The following is a 15,231-nucleotide window of genomic DNA, read 5'->3' on the forward strand; positions in this document are numbered from 1 at the left end:
TTTTTCCTCCTTTGCCCCTATGCTAACACAAGATGGGCGTATAGTCTAGAGGTCGCAGGTCCCCAAATCGCTAAGGGCGCTTGCGGAAAGTTCACAAAACACTGCCGAGGTTTTACAACGGGCGTATGCATCCTCCAAACTCCTCAGGGCCTTATCTCTCCCACCACGACTTTTCCAGCAATGCCCTAAGATGCGCTGCTTTAGAGCAGAGTACCACTCAGGGCCATAGCGCTGAGTCATGGGTTGGCCTGGGTTTTGGTATCGCGGATCATCTGTTTGCGTGGGCGTTGTCGGTTGTAAAGGCGTTTGGTTGTTTATGGAAGGTGTGGTTGGTGTCGGTTGTAAAGGCGTTTGGTTCTTTATGGAAGGTGTGGTTGGTGTCGAAGGCGCTTGGTTGTTTGCGGAAGAGGTCGCAGGATTGGTGGTAGTGGGCGTTCGGCTAAATACTCGTGCACTTACCACTGCCACAAGTACCGCCATCGCTCCACCAAAAACTAGCCAACGCTTCATTTGCCACCTCCCGCTTTCTGCTCCATGCCCATGGCCCGAACACGGGCCAGGGCGGCTTCAATCTGCTTCTGAGCGATATCCCGCGACAGACCCGGGGCCAACGTTTGCAAGATTTGAATAGCCTCCTCCAGCTTCTGGCTAGCCCGCTCAGCCGGCGGTAGCTCACTCCGCCGGTACTTTTCTTCCACCGCAAGCACCGCCTGCTCGGCCAGCTTTGGGACGCGCTCGGAAAGCCAGCGTTCGTAGTTGCCCGCGATCATACGGATGATGCCTGCCAAAATGGGCCCAACAACTGGTATGCCGGCTACCAGGCGCACCAGGAGCCCTGCCGCCACAGCGATGACTCCCGCAGCTAGCAGCGCTTGCACCAGCCACACCATCCACAAATCCTTGGGCGGGACGAAGTCCATGGGATTCACGCCATCACCCCCCACGGCTTTCTGCTAGCTACTCCCCCACGGTCCTCGCATTCGCACGGGGTAGGGGCCCAGGATCCATCCGCACATTCGGTCACTACCTGGGAACACATGACCCGATCTACGGGAAGCGGATTAGGGGCAACAGAAGGGTAAGACGGATTAGGGGAAGGCGAAAAACTGGCTTGGCTACCGATCCTGGCTACACCTCCCCGTGTAGCGCAGTCGCATGGGGTTGGCACGACCGAGCCATCCTTACAGGTGGCCACCACCTGAGGGCAGAGAATGCCTTGAGATGGCGGTTGTGATGGTGATGGGACTTGCACTGGCGGTTGGTTCGGCGGTTGGCTCTTGACACGCCTGCCCAACCACGATCCGGCCACCCATCCCCCAACAACAGCCACCAGGATAAAGACTGCCCGCATCCTTACCCCCACAACCCGTTACCGGCATAGCTAGGGTTAAACCAGCCGCAAAGGCTGGGGGCTACCCGGCATAGGGCCCCTGGATCCAGGATCCCCAGCCCAAAGGGGCTTGGGGCAGTATCCACCACATAGGGCGGAGAGTCACCCGGAACCTCCGAAGGGGCCTGCTCGGGACCCGGAGCTAACTCCTGAGCCCGCCCACCTTTGGCCAGGGAGTAGGCCAAATACGCCGTAATCCCGCCCCCTAACAGCATCAAAAGCAGTGTCCGGCTATCCATCACGCATCCTCCTCCTTGCGAAGGCGGACACCATGCCGGAAGGCGATGGCTTCCGCCGCGTTTACCAGGCGCGTCAGCAGCCCATTGGACCGCTGCTGAGCCTCTTCCAGGCGGGACATTCGGGCTCGGATCTCGGCCACATCTACGAACACGAGGCGCAGGAAGGCCACGAAGGCTACGACTGCCAGGCCCGAGTCCAGAACATCCTTCCACTCCATCATCCACCCCTTTTCCTCTTCATCAGCACACCACCCCTTCGCTGGCCAGTTGCGTTAATTGCTTGCGCAAGGCCTCTATCTGGGTTTCGTAGGTGGCCAACTGATCCTTCAGCTTCTTGTATTGCTGAGCCGCGGCTTCCACGGCTTGAGAATCAGCGAAGTTGAAAAGGTTGCCGGGCTTCGGTCCCTCACCCTTTACGTACTTCATGCAGGCGTCGTAGTTCCCGCCCAGGGCAGGGGAGCAGATTTCCAAGAAGCAAGCCTCCCGCTTGGCGTAACTCCAGCAGTTAACATCCGCACTAGACCCTTTTGCCACTAAATCGTTCATTTTCTTCCGCACATCATCCGCCAGCGACTCGATCTTTTGCAGATTCGCCTTAGTTTCAGCGCACAGCTGTCCCTTGGTCACCGTAGGGGTTGGCGGAGGAGTCGTTGGCGGAAGGGTCTGAGGGGGCGGATAGTAAGGAGGGGCTACGGGAGGCTGAGTGGGAGCAGGCGCGGGCAAGGCCGGCTGCTGCGAAGGGGGTAAGGCAGGCTGCTGGGATGGAGGCAAGGCCGGTTGCCCAGCGGGATACGGAACCTGCTGCCCTGGCGCGTAGGCCACCCGCTGGCGATTAGGATCCAACACCCTCCAGGCAATAAGGCCCCCGATGCCAACTGCCCCGATAGCCGCGATGCCTAAAAGGGTATCGCTGTTCATGCTGTCCTCCAGATGAATGCCGCCACCACGATGGCCGCCCCAAGGGTTAAGGCGGCCACCATGATGGCCTGGGTCTGGCGGGCTTTAGCCGCGGCTTCCAACATGGCCCGTTCCTGAGCCAGTTTCGCGGCTTCGAGTTGGGCCTGGGCCACCTGTTGTTGGGTCTCTAGGGCCATACGCTCCTGATCCGTAAAGATCCAGTCATCCAACAGATTGCCGATTGCGCCGGCACCAGCTGCAATGCCCGCCAGGATCTCCATGCTTACTCCCTCAAGAGCAGGACCAGCACGACCACGACAGCTCCCCCTGCCAGCAGCCAGGCCCAGATGGGGACGCGCGGCTGGGTTTCAATGCCGGCCTGACGTGCTTTCTCCATCTCGGCCAGATACTGGAGCCGCTGAAGCTCAGCCTGGGCCATTTCCTGCTCGGTGAAAATGTAGGGGTCCAGGATAGAGTTAGCCTGCTGCAGGCCGTACAGGATTTGAAGCCAGAGGGGATCCGAGGCCGTGGGGGCTGCCCCGGCCCCGGTCCCGTTGGTCAGGGTGTATGGGGGGGTGTAGCCCGCGAGGGGGAGAGACGGGGAAAGGGCGTTGCCGATGCTGAACATAGCCCCTCCTTAGAGGCCGCCCCGGGCTTCCAGCTCGGCCAACCGTTGGAGCCTCCCCTTGTCCAACACCTCAATCCGCCGTCCCAGAGCCGCGATCTGGATGTAGTGCCCCGCCCGCTCGTTCCACACGATGGGAGTGTTCTGAGTGAAGACTTCCAGGACCAAACGGGTGCCGGGCACCAGCTCCACCTGCTGCGGCCAAGCGATCATGGTCTCCAAGTTGTTCTGGTCGATGGCGTGCATGGTGGCAAAGGACTGGTTGAATACGGTGGCGACGCTGTCGTCCACCCCGCCGCCGTCCCGGGCCACCCGCAGGCGGAACTGCCCGTCCCCGTGCACGAAGTAAACTTCAATGTCCTCGGAACCCGTCACGCCAGCAGGTTCTTGGAAGGTGATCTGCCCGGTGGCGTAGTTGATGCTCACGATGGGACACTGCTGCCACACCCCGCTCACCTTGGCCCACACCGCCACCTCGGGGTGGTAAAGGCTGGGCAGGCTGGGCTTGGCCTGGGGCGTTTCCACCAGACCGGCGATCACTACGGTGCGGTTAGTGGGAGTGCTGTAGTTTTGCCCAGGCCGCTTCGCAAGGCCCTTGATGTAGATGCGCAGGCGGCGCTCCTGGGCCAGGATGCGGAAGTGGGCAGTCTCCGGGGTGCGCATCTGGGCCACGGGGAAGTACTCGTTGGGGCGGTAGGCCAGTCCTGTGGCCTCAAAGTCCTCGTTGTCAATCCAGGCGAACCCCCACCCCCCCACCTGCACCGCCGCCGGAGGAGGTGGAGGGGGAAGGGTAATAGCCTTGGGGGGTTCTACCCGGGGGACATCCCCCCGGAAAACGTCCAGACCCCGCCCCAGTGCGTTTCCTACTCCCTGACGAATGCGGTCAAAAACGCTCATCTGCCCTCCTTAGAGGGTGGGGTTGGAGTTGTCCACCCCCACCGCAAGCTCAATGCGGGTCCTGGGGTCGTTGAGGTTCGGGGTCACGCCCGCGGGAGCTTCCACGTACACCTCCAGGGTGTCCCCTTCGCGGAACACCAAGCCCGTGGGAGGCGTGGGGGCCCGCAGGGGGGACGCGGTCTGAAGGATGCCTTGGTAATACTTGGCGTCCCGCAGCTGGGCTTCGGTAAGGTCGTAGTAGCTGGCGTACTGCGCTTTAATGAGGAACTCGGGGAAGTCAAAACCCTTGGTGCGCTTGGCGAAGTAAACATCCGTGGTATGGGGAAGCTGGTTCCCTGAAGCGTCGTACAGCTTGAGGATAATGGGCACAGGGTTAGGCACGACCCAAGCCGCCCCTGCAGGCACCACAAACTCCCCCACCTTTACCCGCTGCGTGCCCGTGTACTCCTTAAATTCGGGCCCAGACTGCAGGATGGTCACGGGCCTAGCCCCAGGCCGAAGGACCTTAATCCGATTGAATGCCTCTTGCATCTCCCTTTACCTCCTCAGTCAATGTTCAGAATCGCCATGACGAGGTTCGCGAACGACCCCGCCGCCACGCCTAAGCCGATGTAGTCCACCATCGGGTCTTGGGTGAGCTGGTTGTTGATGAGCAAGGAACCCAGGATCACCCCGCCCAAGTTCAGCAAGATGCGGTTGGTGTAGGCGTTGGGCACCTCCTTGGTGGTGTCGGGCTTCCCGTCAGGGCCCACTTGGTAGTAATGGATGCGCCCATCTGGCCCCTTGGCTGCCCAGCCAAAGAGGTCGCGCCGGGACGTGTAAAGGCTTTTGCGGGCCAGGTACGCTCCCAGCACCCCAAGGCTCACCGAAACCACAATGGGGTTCTGCACCACCTCCAAGGGGTTGGAGGTCTGGGCCAGCTTGCGCATGTCCTGCGCTGCGATTGCCGCCGTGTCCGCCATTCGCCCTCCTTACATGGGCCATGCTGAAAAAGAGGACGGGGCATATAAAGGGCGTTCCGGTGCGCCCATAGGGAGGAGCAAGGGGCACCCAAGGGGCATGGCGGAGGTGCGCCTTGCACCTCCGCCGCGGAGAAATGCCGTTTAGAAGCCTATCGGCACGTACACCCGCCGCCTGGGGTCCCGGGGGTCCCTCAGTATCAGGCCCGCCCGGTCCCGGTCCAAGTCCTTCACTCCATACTCAGGGGGCAATCCCCCTTCAGGCCGCTTGAGGGCGGCCACCCGCTCCCCTAGTTCAGGGAACATCTCCGCCACAGCCCGCACCTCGTTGGGCTCACTCACGCGGAAGGCCACCAGGTGGGAGGCCTGGCGGCGCACCCCGGGGTCAATGCCTCCTACCGCCCCCTGCATCATCTGGGTGATGAAGATGACGCTATGTCCTGCCTCGCGGCCCCCGGTGAGGACCTCAAAGAGTCCCCGGGGGACCTGCCCCCGGGGGAAAAACTGGTGCGCCTCGTCCACCACCAGGAGGACGTCCCGCAAGCGCATGATCTCCTGGCCAAGGGCGTCTAGGAAGGGCCTGGGGTCGTAGCCGGTCACGTGGAAATGGACCCGGCGATGGCAGCGCAAGGGGGGGCTGGGGTCCCCCTCCTCCCCTACCCGGTAACGGCCTTCCGCAAACTCCCAAAACTCGGTCTTGCGGTTGATGATGATGAGGCGGCGGTAGCGGCCCGCCATGGCCCGGATGATCTCCCGGGCCAGCGTGCTCTTGCCGGAACCAGATTTGCCGATGATGAGGATGCGAAAGGTCTGCCTACCGCCCATGGTAGGCCTGCCACAGTTCCCACCCTGCCCACGCGGCCAGGGCAAAGGCTACCACCGCCTGCACGCTTTCGCACTTGGGGCAGCCCTGGCCGTCCCGCAGGTTTTTGATGCGGCCCAAACCCAAGTAGAGCCCCCCAGCGAAAACGGCCAGGGGGAAAGCCTGCTCCTTTACGAAGTTCGTCTTTACGAAGTTCGTCATTTTTTCCTCCCTTTCTTCTGCTGAGCCACGTCAATCCCCCGTTCCTTGAGCACCATGGCGATGGCCCGCTTTTCCAGGGGGCTTCCCCCAGGGGCGCGGTAGCGGCTCACCAGGGCGGGGGTGGTCTCCTCCCTTAGCCTTTCCGCCATCTGGGCTACCTTTTTCCTATTGGCCGCGGCGGTTTTCCCGCCCTTTGAGGCGTTATAGCTACGCTGGGCGGCCTCCATGCGGGCGCTCCACTCTCCAGCCTGCTTAGCCCGCAGGTAGTCCTCCGCGGCCAGGCGGGCTACCTCGCGCTCCCACTCCCTGATCTGGCGAAGCGTTTGCCGATCCCCTTTCTCCCTAGCCTCACGGATAAGGCGGCGGGTTTCAGGGTCAGGCACGAAACGCACGCGCAGGCCCCTTTTGGTCTCCTTGATTGCCACGACCTCCCCACCCTTGTGCACCCGCACCTCCTTGGGCACGGGCTGCAGCTCCACCCGGGCGGGGCGCTCGGGGGGGCGTATGAACCGCCCTTTGGCGTCCCGGTACACCACCCGGCAAATCTGCTGCCAACGGATAGCCATCATGCCCTCCACAGGGGCGGCTCAAAGAGCCTCCCTGCCCGAGCCTGTTTGGCCAAAAATGCCTCGGGGTCCACGCAATAGGTGAGGACCTTTTGCCGGGCTTCCTCCCCCCCGCGGGGGAAGAAGCCCCATAGGCCCTCGCTGGCTGGGGGTTGGCGGTAAAAGACGTCAAAGTGAAGGTGGCAGTAGCCCCCCGTGGTCATCTTGCCCACGGTGCCGATGATCTCCCCAGCCGGCACCACTTGGCGCAGGCCCACCCGTATGTCCCGTAGGTGGGCGTAGCGGGTCCAAACCCCAGCGTGGGGGTGCCGCAGGACCACCACCCCACCCCACACGGGCAGGCGGCCCGCGTAGACTACGTACCCATCCGTCATAGCGTGGACGGGCTGCCCGCAGTCGGAGTCCCCCCCTGCGGGGTGGTTTAGGTCTACCCCGGTGTGCCAGTACCCGGGAGGCGCAAGCCAACTTCCATTTGGCCCCCGCACTCCCCGGTAGTAGTCGGGGTCAAGAAAGCGCACGTCTGGACGGGACTTACGGGGGTTGATGGGCCAGTAAAAGCGGCCCGAACGGGGAACCTCCAGCTCACTCATCCACCATCTCCCCAACCCGGCCAGGCCCAGCAGGCCCAGCCCGGCTAGCACGTACTTCCATAGCTGCACGTACACCTCCGTAGGCCGCAAAGGCCAGGACTACTCCCCCCAGGGCTATCCGCACCCACGGGGGCAGGTTTTCCACCTGGCCCATGGGCAATCGGTTCTTGCCGATGCCGTACTGGGCCAAAGCTTCCCCTACCTTGAGGGCGTCCAGCACCTGGGCCGGGGGCAAAATGCTGGCGGCCTGAAAGGCCCTTTGGAAGGCCTGCACCTCCTCAGGCGACTGGAGGCGTAGCCCCAGCATGAGGAGCATGGCCGTGCCGTTGGCCAGCTCCTCTCCCGTGAAGGGGATGACGGGTTCCACTGATGGCAGGTCCGCAAACTCTGCCTCCCCGGGTATATCTGTGTCGTCTATGGGCCGGAAGCCAGGCTCATTCCCAGAGCCTGGGCCCGGGGGCATGTACCCTGGGCCCACTTCCTGCCCCGGCAGGGGTTCCGCTACTGCCTCCATGTGTCCCTCCTTTCACGCCCAGCACAACCCCTACGAGCACCGCCACCCCAGCCCCGAGGGCAACCAGGAACCCCATGGGGGTTTTCTTTGCGGGGGAGTTGGTGGTGTTGGGGTTTTTCTCCTCCTGGACGCTATTTTCTGCCCCATCCTGTGTTCCGGTGATCTCCGGGGATCCGCCGGATACCCCCCGCTCCACTATGGGCTGGGACTCTACGGCCTCCTCCAGGAGGGGGTCCAAAGGGCCCTCCAAAGGGATGGTATGAACCTCTTGCGCTTCCTGGTTTGGGCCTTCCAAAACCGCCCTCTCGCCAACGACTTCCTCAGGCAAACGCAACCGCAGGCTCACCTTCTCCTCCTACCCGTCAGGGCCAGGGCCACCACTCCCAGGGCGGCCAGGCCCATGGCCCCAGCGCCTATGCCCACCCCCGCCACGGCGATGCCCCGTGCAGGGGCCGGCACCAGCTCCACGGCCTCCTTCAATTCGGCAATAATGCGCCACACCAGGTAGAGGACCGCCGCCACCGCTGCAGCCGTCAGCACAAGCGGCAAAACAGCCGGGTACACGTACTCCTCTGTGCCCCCGTACCAGACCATGGGCTGGGGGCAGCGCGTGGACCCGCACCCCCCGCCCCCGTAGGCAGGGGATGGAGCCGCCGCGGCCTGAGGGGTTTCCACCACCTGCAGGCGGATGACTAGATCACTGCCCCTTTTTCCCCAGTCCAGGACCCGAACTCCCTGGCCGTACCTCTGTTGCAGGGCCCGCTCCAGCGTGGACCGGGTGACGCGGGAAATGTCGCCGCCTTTATGAGCCAGGACGATCTCATAGAGTTTTCCCGGCTGAAATGGCTCATTTGCATCCACGGGTACCCGCTGGAAGCTCACACCCTTATGCTGGTGCGTGCGTCCTGGTCCAAAAAGGCCGCCCCACATCTCCAAGACGGAGATGCGGGAGGGAGGAGCGTCTCGGAGAAATCAGCGCTTGACGAGGCGCCGGATGATCTCCACCAGGGCCACCAGTTTGCCCACGGTCCCCTGCCCTACCCCGGGGAGGGCCTCCAGGTCCCGCACATCCCAGTTGTGGATGTTGCGGATATCGCCATTGAGGGCTTCAGAAATGGACTCGGCGGCCCGCCGGTTCCCCAGGAGGGAGTAAAGGAGTTCCGCCAACGACATGGCTTCTGGGCGGATGGGGTCGCGTTTCCTGGTGGCCAACTCCATCAGACGCTTTGAGGGCCGCCCTTTTTTGAGCATCATCCCCTGCATAATAGCACGCTTGTAGGTGTCATGGCACTTCTACCCATGGACACGCATCTAGTGCGACCCGCACCTCCGACAGGGCGGGCCGCGGCAGCACTAATCGGCACTCTGTGCCGGTGCACACGTCATTTATGCGGGCTAGGTACTGCCCGGAGGGCCACCGCGCACGCAGGGCTTCAGCTTCGCCCTCGTAAGCGAACCGCACTTCTTCGCCTCCGCGCGTCACCCACGTTATTCGTGCGCGGCAGAGGTCCGGGAGGACCACAGGTGCGCCATGCGCCTCCGGAACGGCGATTTGCGTGCTAGATGGCATTTCTCCGCGGCGCGTCTCCGTAGTGGTGGTGCGGGACGCATCTCCGGGACGCAATTGGGCCACAAAGTAGAGCCCAATAGCTGCCAAAATCGCCAGGCTCAGGGCAGTGTTTCGGGTCATGGTACCTCCGAGGTGAACCGTTTAGGCCGCGGTCTCCTTCCCCTCATTTTCCCTTCCCTGGAGCGGGGGGCGCCACGACATCTAACGCACAGCGGGCCACCAAGTAGGTTCGCCTCCCCAAAGGACCAGGGCGCACCTGCTTGCCCTTAACCACGGCTGGCTCCCCTTGCACCACCAGCCCCATGGCTCGGGCTAGGGCCACAATCTCCCGAGGATCCTCCTTTCCCCCGGGGCGGCGGATGGCGAGGACGAGGCCATCCCCCGTGGCCCGGACAAACACCTGCACCCCATCAGAAGGGCTGGTGGGCAAGGCCATGCGCACCACCTTTCCCGGTTCTTGCAAGGCTTCGTCCACCATAGCCCGTAAGATGTCCGCCACGGCCATCAGGTTCACCCGGTCCAGCCTCATGCCGCCACCCCCACCTTGAACGCCTGGAAGGGGGCCACCAGATCCCAGTAGCCTTCACGGCGCAGGAGAGCCTGAGCGTAGGCCCCCGCATTCCTGGCAAAGCCGTCCTGCTTCGCTTCTTGGGCCATGTAGACGACCCGTGCCAGGATCTGCAAAACTCCCTCACCGCCACCAAACAGCACGGCCTTTAGCGCAGCCCAGACCACCCGCAACCAGAAGCGCAGGCTCCCCTCATCCCCCAAGGCGGCGCTGATGGCCGCGGCCACGTCCTGGGCCCACCGCCTACGGCCTTCCCGGCCCCCGGGGATGCTCGCCGCCCGAAGGAGGGCGCGGAGGTTCCGGGCAGTGTCGGGATATAAAGATGGTATCGGGTTTTTTTGAAGGAGCGTGGCTAACGGCGCACCTACTAACCCTTGTAGGGTAATACCCTGTCCTACTAAGAGGCCCCTTTTATATCCCGACATTGAGTCCGGTACGCTCAGGACCTTTGCGGTTTTCCCCTTGGCCTTGTCTTCCTTGAGGTCCCGCCAGGGGAAGCGGAGGTAGGGGGCCAGGACCTTGAGGGGCCTGGGGCGGAATATGGGGCGGACCCTGACCCGCCAAACCGTGCCCCCCTTGACCGCGTGGGCCTTTTCCAGGGCCTGGCCGTCTGTGTACCAGGTTTCCCAGGCGATCCACATGCGGGCCGCCTGGCGGTAGCGCTCATAGCGGGGGTCCCCCAACCAGCGCTCCACGGTGCGCTCCGAAACCCCCAGCATAGCGGCCAGTTCCCACTGGGCCAGGAAGACATGGGCTTCCCGGCTGGGGTCCTGGCGGGCCCCCAGGCGGATGGCGTGGGCTACCAGGAGGCGCACCATGGGGGCCAGGGGGCCAAGCCGCTCCCAGTGCCCCCAGCGCCGAAGGAGGTCCTCCGCTTTGGTGAGGAGGTCCTGCCACTCAAAGGCCCGCACGTCCCGCCAGGTAAGGTCGCCCTGGGGCATGGGCGAAGGGCTAGTGGTTTCCTCCGGGGCCTCTACCTGAGGAGCCTTTTCTGCCCTTGCAGTAGGGGTCGTTTTCCAAGAAACGGAGGCTGGGGAGTCCTGCATCCGCTCTGCCTCCCCCTTCGCCTTCCCCCTTTTGGCCTCTTTAGCTTCCCGCTCCTTTTTGGCCTCCCAGATCCGCAGGAGGCCTTCCGCCATCTTTGGGGACTTCCGGGCCACCTCTTCCAGCTGGGCCCGGATGTCCTCGGGCATATCAGGAGGGAACTGGATCATGATTGCTCCTTTGCGAACAAGAGATTCTCAATGGCCTGCCGTTCCGTTTCGCCCGTGGCCGCCCAGATGCTCTTGTACTGGCGGTGGATCCCGTGGGCGATCCAGCCAGGGCCATCAGGGTTGCGATAGACGTGAAAGGCAAAGAAGGCCTTCTTGGCTTGCTCGTACAACTGGGCTTTAGTCAGCCGCTTCCGCATGGCCAAGCTCCCGACCTAAGGCCAAGATGGCCTCCTCACGGTTCTTACCCCAGGCCAGCCCTACCTCAACCCCTTGCACCAGGGCCATGGCCACCCATTCATCGGCTTGCCGCGGCTCCTGAGGTTCCAGCCAGCAGTGCACCTCGTAGCCCAACTTTTCAAGGCGCATGAGCAGGCGCTCCGCCCTAACAGCGTCCTCAGAAACCGCTTCGCCCTTATAGAGCAGCTCGGCGATGCGAGGCGGATAGCCGGCACGCACAAAAGCCATCCGGTGGATGGGTGTGCTGGTCCAGGTGGCTCCCCAGCGGCTCAGGATCCACCAGTCTTTGGTCTCCGCGGTTTCAACGATTGCTCCAAGGGGTAGATGCAGCACAATCCGCCCCAGGAGAGGGCCAATAAGGTCTACCGGCAAGCCTAAGCGACGCAACGTCTGCCGCACCACCTGGTCCTGGCTAAAGTCTGGGCCGTCCTCCTCCATAAGCTCCGGCTTATCCTCGCTGGCCAGGATCCGAGCCTTCCCACTTATGGATACGTGCACCACACCCATCTCCCGTTCCACGTCCTCCAAGCGGTTGATTAGGCGCTCTACATCGTGCCAGGACTCCACGCGGGCGTACCGATCCGCAACGGCCACGTCAAGGGCCCACCCGGGTTCCCTAGCTACCTCCTGATACACCCGATCCAACGCAATCATTAATGCCCTTTCCAGCCTCTCCTTCTCCTTCATGACCCACCTCCCAAGCGCCGCTCCAGGCGCTTTAACTCCCCTTGCAGGTCCGTTGCGGTCGACCACCGCCGGCGGGGAATGCCGGCATCGGACCGCATCCGCATGAGCCACTCCTCCACCCAGTCCTCCCGGGTCCAGATAGTCCCGCCCGCTCCCATGCGCACATGGGGGAGATGATGCGGATCCCCAGGAGCAGCCCGAGCGGCCCGATAAAGGCTGTCCATCGGGATGCCGTACACCTCTGATACTTCTCTCAGGCGCATGAGCCGCATGACTACCACCCCTCCGGCACCCGGGCAAACATCAAGGCCAGGCCAAGGATGAGGCCAACAGTGATGCCGCCCAAGACATCCAATCCCCACTGCCAAAGCCAGGATTCCTTCTTTATGCCTTTCATCTCGGCACCCCCACGGCCACTGCTAAAACCACCAGGAAAAGAAGCAACCAAAACCCCCCCACCACGAAGGCGAGGGGGGAGGGCTTGGGATAGCGGGCTGACACGTACCAGGTCAAGGCCATTAGCATGGCCACGCAAAGAAGGAGGTAGATGGCCAACAGCTCAAGCATCATTTCCCTGCTTAGTGGTCCGCACTAGTGGTGAATCACTAAAGGACGCTAAAAAAAGGGCCAGATCATCCTCTTTGACCTTCCAGCCCTTCCCTACGCGAATAGCGCGCAGACGCCCCTGTCGTATCTGTTGGCGCACGTAGTAGACAGAGACTTTCAATCGTTGCGCTACCTCAAAGGTTGTTAAAAGTTCCCCGGCCATGGTTCCACTATAGGGGATTCTAAAGGTTTAGTCAAGCACCGCTAGAGAGTTTGGCGTAGCATGAGAAACATAGATAGCGTATGGTACTCTTGTGGTGGCAGAAAAACCGCGGGTAACAAGGAATATTCCGCCCTGGGCTTTTGCTATTCGCAAAAGACGAATGGAATTGGGTTTAACGCAAGAGCAGATAGAGGAGTTGACAAATGATGCTCTTGCGCAACGCACCGTTTCTGATATTGAGCTTGGTAAAACCAACCCCTTGAACTTAAATATGGAAAAGTTCGCCGCCCTATTAAAGGCCCTCCGCTGGACCCCACGAGACTTTACAGAGGCCACAGGCTTGGAGGTTCCCCGATTTTTTGAGCAGATTGAAGACCAAGGCGTTGTTTGGCTCCCCATAGTGGCCTCCGGGACCGCTGGTCGCCCTTGGCCTCAGGAAGGGGTCCTCCCGGTTCCAAGGGAGTTTGTGCGGCCAGGGTCAATCCTCATCCGCGTGGAAGGAGACAGCATGGACACCGGGGATGAAGAGGGATTGAAAGATGGGGATTTGGTCCTTGTAGACCAGAACCTCAGGGACCTGCGGCCCGGGAAGATCTACGCGCTAGAAATCCTTGGCGATGGGATCGCCATCAAGCGGGCCAAGCGCATCAAGCGGGGTTGGATCTTTGTATCGGACAATCCCCAGGGGCCTATCTTAGAACCCGATGAAGTGGTGGTTCTGGGTGAGGTTTACCGGAAGATCAGCATCCGGGAGGTGAGATAATGCGCTTCTGGACATTAGTTAGCTTTATGGCCATGATTCTAAGTGCCTGTAGTTCGCCTCCTTCCTTCAGCGCCACGGGAACATGGAAGGATCTCACAGCGAAGATCAGACCCACAAGCAGACTAGACTGCCCCAACGACCCGATGAACACGTTTGAACTAACCTTCACACTTACCCAAAGTGGCCAAAACGTTCAGGGGACGGTACGTCTATCGCAAGCAGGGAGAGGCACTGATTACGGTGACATTTCAGCTCAACTTAGATCCGATGGAACTGTCAGCGGGAATCTCGTGTTCTACTCCCAAAGCGGCACGCCTATCCCTTTTGCCTTTGAAGGCAGGTTTTACACCTCGGCTTTCACTGGCTCTACTATCACTCCTATGACTAGTACCTGCCCTGCCAACGGGCAAATGGTAAATGCCTATCTGCAATGGGATGCGCAAAAGCAGTAGCTAGACAATGAAGCGCCGGGGTAGGGGAGAAGGAAGCATCTTCCGCCGGAAGGATGGACGGTGGGCTGGGTTTGTGACCATTGGGTACACCCCGGATGGCCGCCAGGCAAAGCGCTGGGTTTATGGCCGCACCCGCCAGGAAGTGGCAGAGAAGCTAGCCCGCCTCCTTCCCAAGGCATGGACCGGCACGGTACCAGACCCAACCGGATTGAAGCTGGGGGACTGGCTTCTTCACTGGGTGGAAGAACGCGCCTTGCGGAAAGGGCTACGCCCCACTACCATCCGCAACTACCGGGTGTACATGGGCCACCTGGAGCCCATCCTCCGCATTCCCCTAACCCGCCTCACTTCCCTCCAACTACGGGCCTTCTTTGCCGATCTAGCCCACTTTTCCCCTTCACACCGCCGACACATTTACCAGTTCCTTCGGGCCGCCCTGAGGGATGCCGTGCGCACAGACCTCATTCCCTCCAACCCCATGGACGCCGTGGATCCTCCGGAGGGGGGTGCGGTAAGGCCGGCGCGGGCTTGGACCCCGGAAGAGGTGGCCAGGTTCCTGGAGGCCTCCAAGGATCACCGCCTTCACACCCTTTTCCGGCTTATGCTGGCCACCGGCCTAAGGATAGGGGAGGCCCTGGCCCTTCGCTGGGAGGACTGGGAAGGGGATCGGCTTTGGGTACGCCATACCTTAAGAAGGGATGGCACCCTAGGACCGCCGAAGACTTCGGGATCCATGGGCTACTTATACCTTGACTCTGACACGCAAGCGGCACTAGCAGAATGGCAAAAGCGCCTACAGGCGGAGAGAGAACAGGCGGAAGATTGGCAGGAGCACGGTCTTATCTTCCCTTCGCGTCGCGGAACACCCCTGGAGTACCGCAACGTCCTTCGGGCCTTTACCGAGCTTCAGGCCAAGGCCGGGGTTACCCCTATCAATCTTCACGGGCTCCGCCACACCTACACCTCCCTCGCTTTACGGGCAGGCCTTCCTCCTAAGGTGGTGGCGGCCAGGTTGCGCCATAAGGACGTAAAGCTCACGCTCCAGGTCTACCAGCAGCTCATGGACGATGACTTGCGAGCCGGCGCAATATCCCTGGACACCTTGCTACACCTACAGGGGCCACAAAATGGGGTTAAGTCCTCCCCTCAAAGAAGCAAGAAGAAGGCTCTTCTGTAGGCCTTTTTTTGCCACTGCGCCCATACCAACGACCCTTACCCTTTAGTGCTGATAAGCGTGAGGTCGGTGGTTCAAGTCCACCATCGCCCACCA

The 15,231-nt window shown here is 61.8% G+C and carries 24 protein-coding genes; 2 read left to right on the forward strand and 22 right to left on the reverse strand.

What is annotated here, in order from left to right; genetic code table 11:
- Positions 1-506: 506 nt before the first annotated feature.
- The 22 genes from DK874_RS11085 to DK874_RS11200 form a co-directional block, all read right to left on the reverse strand.
- Complete coding sequence (locus DK874_RS11085) at positions 507-920, reverse strand: hypothetical protein (protein WP_114314090.1); 414 nt, start codon at positions 918-920, stop codon at positions 507-509.
- Between the two features lie 708 nt (positions 921-1,628).
- Positions 1,629-1,850: a hypothetical protein gene (locus tag DK874_RS11100; protein ID WP_240307660.1), complete on the reverse strand. Its 222-nt coding sequence runs from the start codon at positions 1,848-1,850 to the stop codon at positions 1,629-1,631.
- A 19-nt stretch (positions 1,851-1,869) separates the two neighbouring features.
- Positions 1,870-2,256: a hypothetical protein gene (locus DK874_RS11755; protein ID WP_205387585.1), complete on the reverse strand. Its 387-nt coding sequence runs from the start codon at positions 2,254-2,256 to the stop codon at positions 1,870-1,872.
- A 287-nt stretch (positions 2,257-2,543) separates the two neighbouring features.
- A complete protein-coding gene (locus DK874_RS11110) occupies positions 2,544-2,807 on the reverse strand; it encodes a hypothetical protein (protein WP_114314093.1) in 264 nt (87 codons plus the stop codon).
- A gap of 2 nt (positions 2,808-2,809) precedes the next feature.
- Positions 2,810-3,154 carry a hypothetical protein gene (locus DK874_RS11115; protein WP_114314094.1) on the reverse strand — a complete coding sequence of 115 codons (345 nt, stop codon included), beginning with the start codon at positions 3,152-3,154 and terminating at the stop codon, positions 2,810-2,812.
- Positions 3,155-3,163: 9 nt separating this feature from the next.
- On the reverse strand, positions 3,164-4,048 hold the full coding sequence (locus tag DK874_RS11120; RefSeq protein WP_114314095.1) for a hypothetical protein: 885 nt from the start codon (positions 4,046-4,048) through the stop codon (positions 3,164-3,166).
- A 9-nt stretch (positions 4,049-4,057) separates the two neighbouring features.
- On the reverse strand, positions 4,058-4,579 hold the full coding sequence (locus DK874_RS11125) for a hypothetical protein (protein ID WP_114314096.1): 522 nt from the start codon (positions 4,577-4,579) through the stop codon (positions 4,058-4,060).
- 14 nt (positions 4,580-4,593) lie between these two features.
- A complete protein-coding gene (locus tag DK874_RS11130; RefSeq protein WP_114314097.1) occupies positions 4,594-5,010 on the reverse strand; it encodes a hypothetical protein in 417 nt (138 codons plus the stop codon).
- Positions 5,011-5,151: 141 nt separating this feature from the next.
- Entirely contained in the window at positions 5,152-5,832 is a 681-nt protein-coding gene (locus DK874_RS11135; protein WP_114314098.1) for an AAA family ATPase, read from the reverse strand.
- Positions 5,822-6,031 (reverse strand): hypothetical protein, encoded by a 210-nt coding sequence (locus DK874_RS11140; protein WP_114314099.1) that lies wholly within the window; start codon positions 6,029-6,031, stop codon positions 5,822-5,824. Before DK874_RS11140 ends, DK874_RS11135 begins: the two co-directional genes overlap by 11 nt.
- Entirely contained in the window at positions 6,028-6,600 is a 573-nt protein-coding gene (locus DK874_RS11145) for a hypothetical protein (RefSeq protein WP_205387586.1), read from the reverse strand. Before DK874_RS11145 ends, DK874_RS11140 begins: the two co-directional genes overlap by 4 nt.
- A complete protein-coding gene (locus DK874_RS11150; protein WP_114314100.1) occupies positions 6,597-7,187 on the reverse strand; it encodes a M23 family metallopeptidase in 591 nt (196 codons plus the stop codon). Before DK874_RS11150 ends, DK874_RS11145 begins: the two co-directional genes overlap by 4 nt.
- Positions 7,180-7,701 (reverse strand): hypothetical protein, encoded by a 522-nt coding sequence (locus DK874_RS11920; protein ID WP_240307662.1) that lies wholly within the window; start codon positions 7,699-7,701, stop codon positions 7,180-7,182. Before DK874_RS11920 ends, DK874_RS11150 begins: the two co-directional genes overlap by 8 nt.
- A gap of 342 nt (positions 7,702-8,043) precedes the next feature.
- A complete protein-coding gene (locus DK874_RS11165; RefSeq protein WP_114314101.1) occupies positions 8,044-8,583 on the reverse strand; it encodes a hypothetical protein in 540 nt (179 codons plus the stop codon).
- A 90-nt stretch (positions 8,584-8,673) separates the two neighbouring features.
- On the reverse strand, positions 8,674-8,955 hold the full coding sequence (locus DK874_RS11170; RefSeq protein ID WP_240307663.1) for a JAB domain-containing protein: 282 nt from the start codon (positions 8,953-8,955) through the stop codon (positions 8,674-8,676).
- Positions 8,956-9,434: 479 nt separating this feature from the next.
- Positions 9,435-9,800 (reverse strand): hypothetical protein, encoded by a 366-nt coding sequence (locus DK874_RS11175; RefSeq protein WP_114314103.1) that lies wholly within the window; start codon positions 9,798-9,800, stop codon positions 9,435-9,437.
- Complete coding sequence (locus tag DK874_RS11695) at positions 9,797-11,032, reverse strand: hypothetical protein (RefSeq protein WP_162798790.1); 1,236 nt, start codon at positions 11,030-11,032, stop codon at positions 9,797-9,799. The genes DK874_RS11175 and DK874_RS11695 overlap by 4 nt, the downstream gene beginning before the upstream one ends.
- A gap of 17 nt (positions 11,033-11,049) precedes the next feature.
- Positions 11,050-11,250: a hypothetical protein gene (locus DK874_RS11185; protein ID WP_114314104.1), complete on the reverse strand. Its 201-nt coding sequence runs from the start codon at positions 11,248-11,250 to the stop codon at positions 11,050-11,052.
- Entirely contained in the window at positions 11,231-11,977 is a 747-nt protein-coding gene (locus DK874_RS11190; protein ID WP_114314105.1) for a hypothetical protein, read from the reverse strand. Before DK874_RS11190 ends, DK874_RS11185 begins: the two co-directional genes overlap by 20 nt.
- A 274-nt stretch (positions 11,978-12,251) precedes the next feature.
- Positions 12,252-12,374 (reverse strand): hypothetical protein, encoded by a 123-nt coding sequence (locus DK874_RS12005; protein WP_275887337.1) that lies wholly within the window; start codon positions 12,372-12,374, stop codon positions 12,252-12,254.
- The gene (locus DK874_RS11700; protein ID WP_162798791.1) at positions 12,371-12,544 is read right to left on the reverse strand and encodes a hypothetical protein; all 174 of its coding nucleotides are present in this window, start codon (positions 12,542-12,544) and stop codon (positions 12,371-12,373) included. The genes DK874_RS12005 and DK874_RS11700 overlap by 4 nt, the downstream gene beginning before the upstream one ends.
- On the reverse strand, positions 12,537-12,746 hold the full coding sequence (locus DK874_RS11200) for a helix-turn-helix domain-containing protein (protein ID WP_114314106.1): 210 nt from the start codon (positions 12,744-12,746) through the stop codon (positions 12,537-12,539). Before DK874_RS11200 ends, DK874_RS11700 begins: the two co-directional genes overlap by 8 nt.
- 91 nt (positions 12,747-12,837) lie before the next feature.
- On the opposite strand from DK874_RS11200, the gene DK874_RS11205 reads away from it, so the two are divergent.
- Positions 12,838-13,509 carry a LexA family transcriptional regulator gene (locus tag DK874_RS11205; RefSeq protein WP_240307664.1) on the forward strand — a complete coding sequence of 224 codons (672 nt, stop codon included), beginning with the start codon at positions 12,838-12,840 and terminating at the stop codon, positions 13,507-13,509.
- Positions 13,510-14,034: 525 nt separating this feature from the next.
- Entirely contained in the window at positions 14,035-15,138 is a 1,104-nt protein-coding gene (locus DK874_RS11215) for a tyrosine-type recombinase/integrase (protein WP_240307666.1), read from the forward strand.
- The last annotated feature ends 93 nt before the right edge of the window (positions 15,139-15,231 follow it).

This window comes from Thermus caldifontis (assembly GCF_003336745.1).
GTDB classification, from domain to species: Bacteria; Deinococcota; Deinococci; order Deinococcales; family Thermaceae; genus Thermus; species Thermus caldifontis.

Excerpts from the sequence above, each read along its gene's own strand:
- DK874_RS11085 (WP_114314090.1), bottom strand. The coding sequence starts at position 920 with ATGGACTTCGTCCCGCCCAAGGATTTGTGGATGGTGTGGCTGGTGCAA.
- DK874_RS11100 (WP_240307660.1), bottom strand. The coding sequence starts at position 1,850 with ATGATGGAGTGGAAGGATGTTCTGGACTCGGGCCTGGCAGTCGTAGCC.
- DK874_RS11110 (WP_114314093.1), bottom strand. The coding sequence starts at position 2,807 with ATGGAGATCCTGGCGGGCATTGCAGCTGGTGCCGGCGCAATCGGCAAT.
- DK874_RS11115 (WP_114314094.1), bottom strand. The coding sequence starts at position 3,154 with ATGTTCAGCATCGGCAACGCCCTTTCCCCGTCTCTCCCCCTCGCGGGC.
- DK874_RS11120 (WP_114314095.1), bottom strand. The coding sequence starts at position 4,048 with ATGAGCGTTTTTGACCGCATTCGTCAGGGAGTAGGAAACGCACTGGGG.
- DK874_RS11125 (WP_114314096.1), bottom strand. The coding sequence starts at position 4,579 with ATGCAAGAGGCATTCAATCGGATTAAGGTCCTTCGGCCTGGGGCTAGG.
- DK874_RS11130 (WP_114314097.1), bottom strand. The coding sequence starts at position 5,010 with ATGGCGGACACGGCGGCAATCGCAGCGCAGGACATGCGCAAGCTGGCC.
- DK874_RS11135 (WP_114314098.1), bottom strand. The coding sequence starts at position 5,832 with ATGGGCGGTAGGCAGACCTTTCGCATCCTCATCATCGGCAAATCTGGT.
- DK874_RS11140 (WP_114314099.1), bottom strand. The coding sequence starts at position 6,031 with ATGACGAACTTCGTAAAGACGAACTTCGTAAAGGAGCAGGCTTTCCCC.
- DK874_RS11145 (WP_205387586.1), bottom strand. The coding sequence starts at position 6,600 with ATGATGGCTATCCGTTGGCAGCAGATTTGCCGGGTGGTGTACCGGGAC.
- DK874_RS11150 (WP_114314100.1), bottom strand. The coding sequence starts at position 7,187 with ATGAGTGAGCTGGAGGTTCCCCGTTCGGGCCGCTTTTACTGGCCCATC.
- DK874_RS11920 (WP_240307662.1), bottom strand. The coding sequence starts at position 7,701 with ATGGAGGCAGTAGCGGAACCCCTGCCGGGGCAGGAAGTGGGCCCAGGG.
- DK874_RS11170 (WP_240307663.1), bottom strand. The coding sequence starts at position 8,955 with ATGATGCTCAAAAAAGGGCGGCCCTCAAAGCGTCTGATGGAGTTGGCC.
- DK874_RS11175 (WP_114314103.1), bottom strand. The coding sequence starts at position 9,800 with ATGAGGCTGGACCGGGTGAACCTGATGGCCGTGGCGGACATCTTACGG.
- DK874_RS11695 (WP_162798790.1), bottom strand. The coding sequence starts at position 11,032 with ATGCCCGAGGACATCCGGGCCCAGCTGGAAGAGGTGGCCCGGAAGTCC.
- DK874_RS11185 (WP_114314104.1), bottom strand. The coding sequence starts at position 11,250 with ATGCGGAAGCGGCTGACTAAAGCCCAGTTGTACGAGCAAGCCAAGAAG.
- DK874_RS11190 (WP_114314105.1), bottom strand. The coding sequence starts at position 11,977 with ATGAAGGAGAAGGAGAGGCTGGAAAGGGCATTAATGATTGCGTTGGAT.
- DK874_RS12005 (WP_275887337.1), bottom strand. The coding sequence starts at position 12,374 with ATGAAAGGCATAAAGAAGGAATCCTGGCTTTGGCAGTGGGGATTGGAT.
- DK874_RS11700 (WP_162798791.1), bottom strand. The coding sequence starts at position 12,544 with ATGCTTGAGCTGTTGGCCATCTACCTCCTTCTTTGCGTGGCCATGCTA.
- DK874_RS11200 (WP_114314106.1), bottom strand. The coding sequence starts at position 12,746 with ATGGCCGGGGAACTTTTAACAACCTTTGAGGTAGCGCAACGATTGAAA.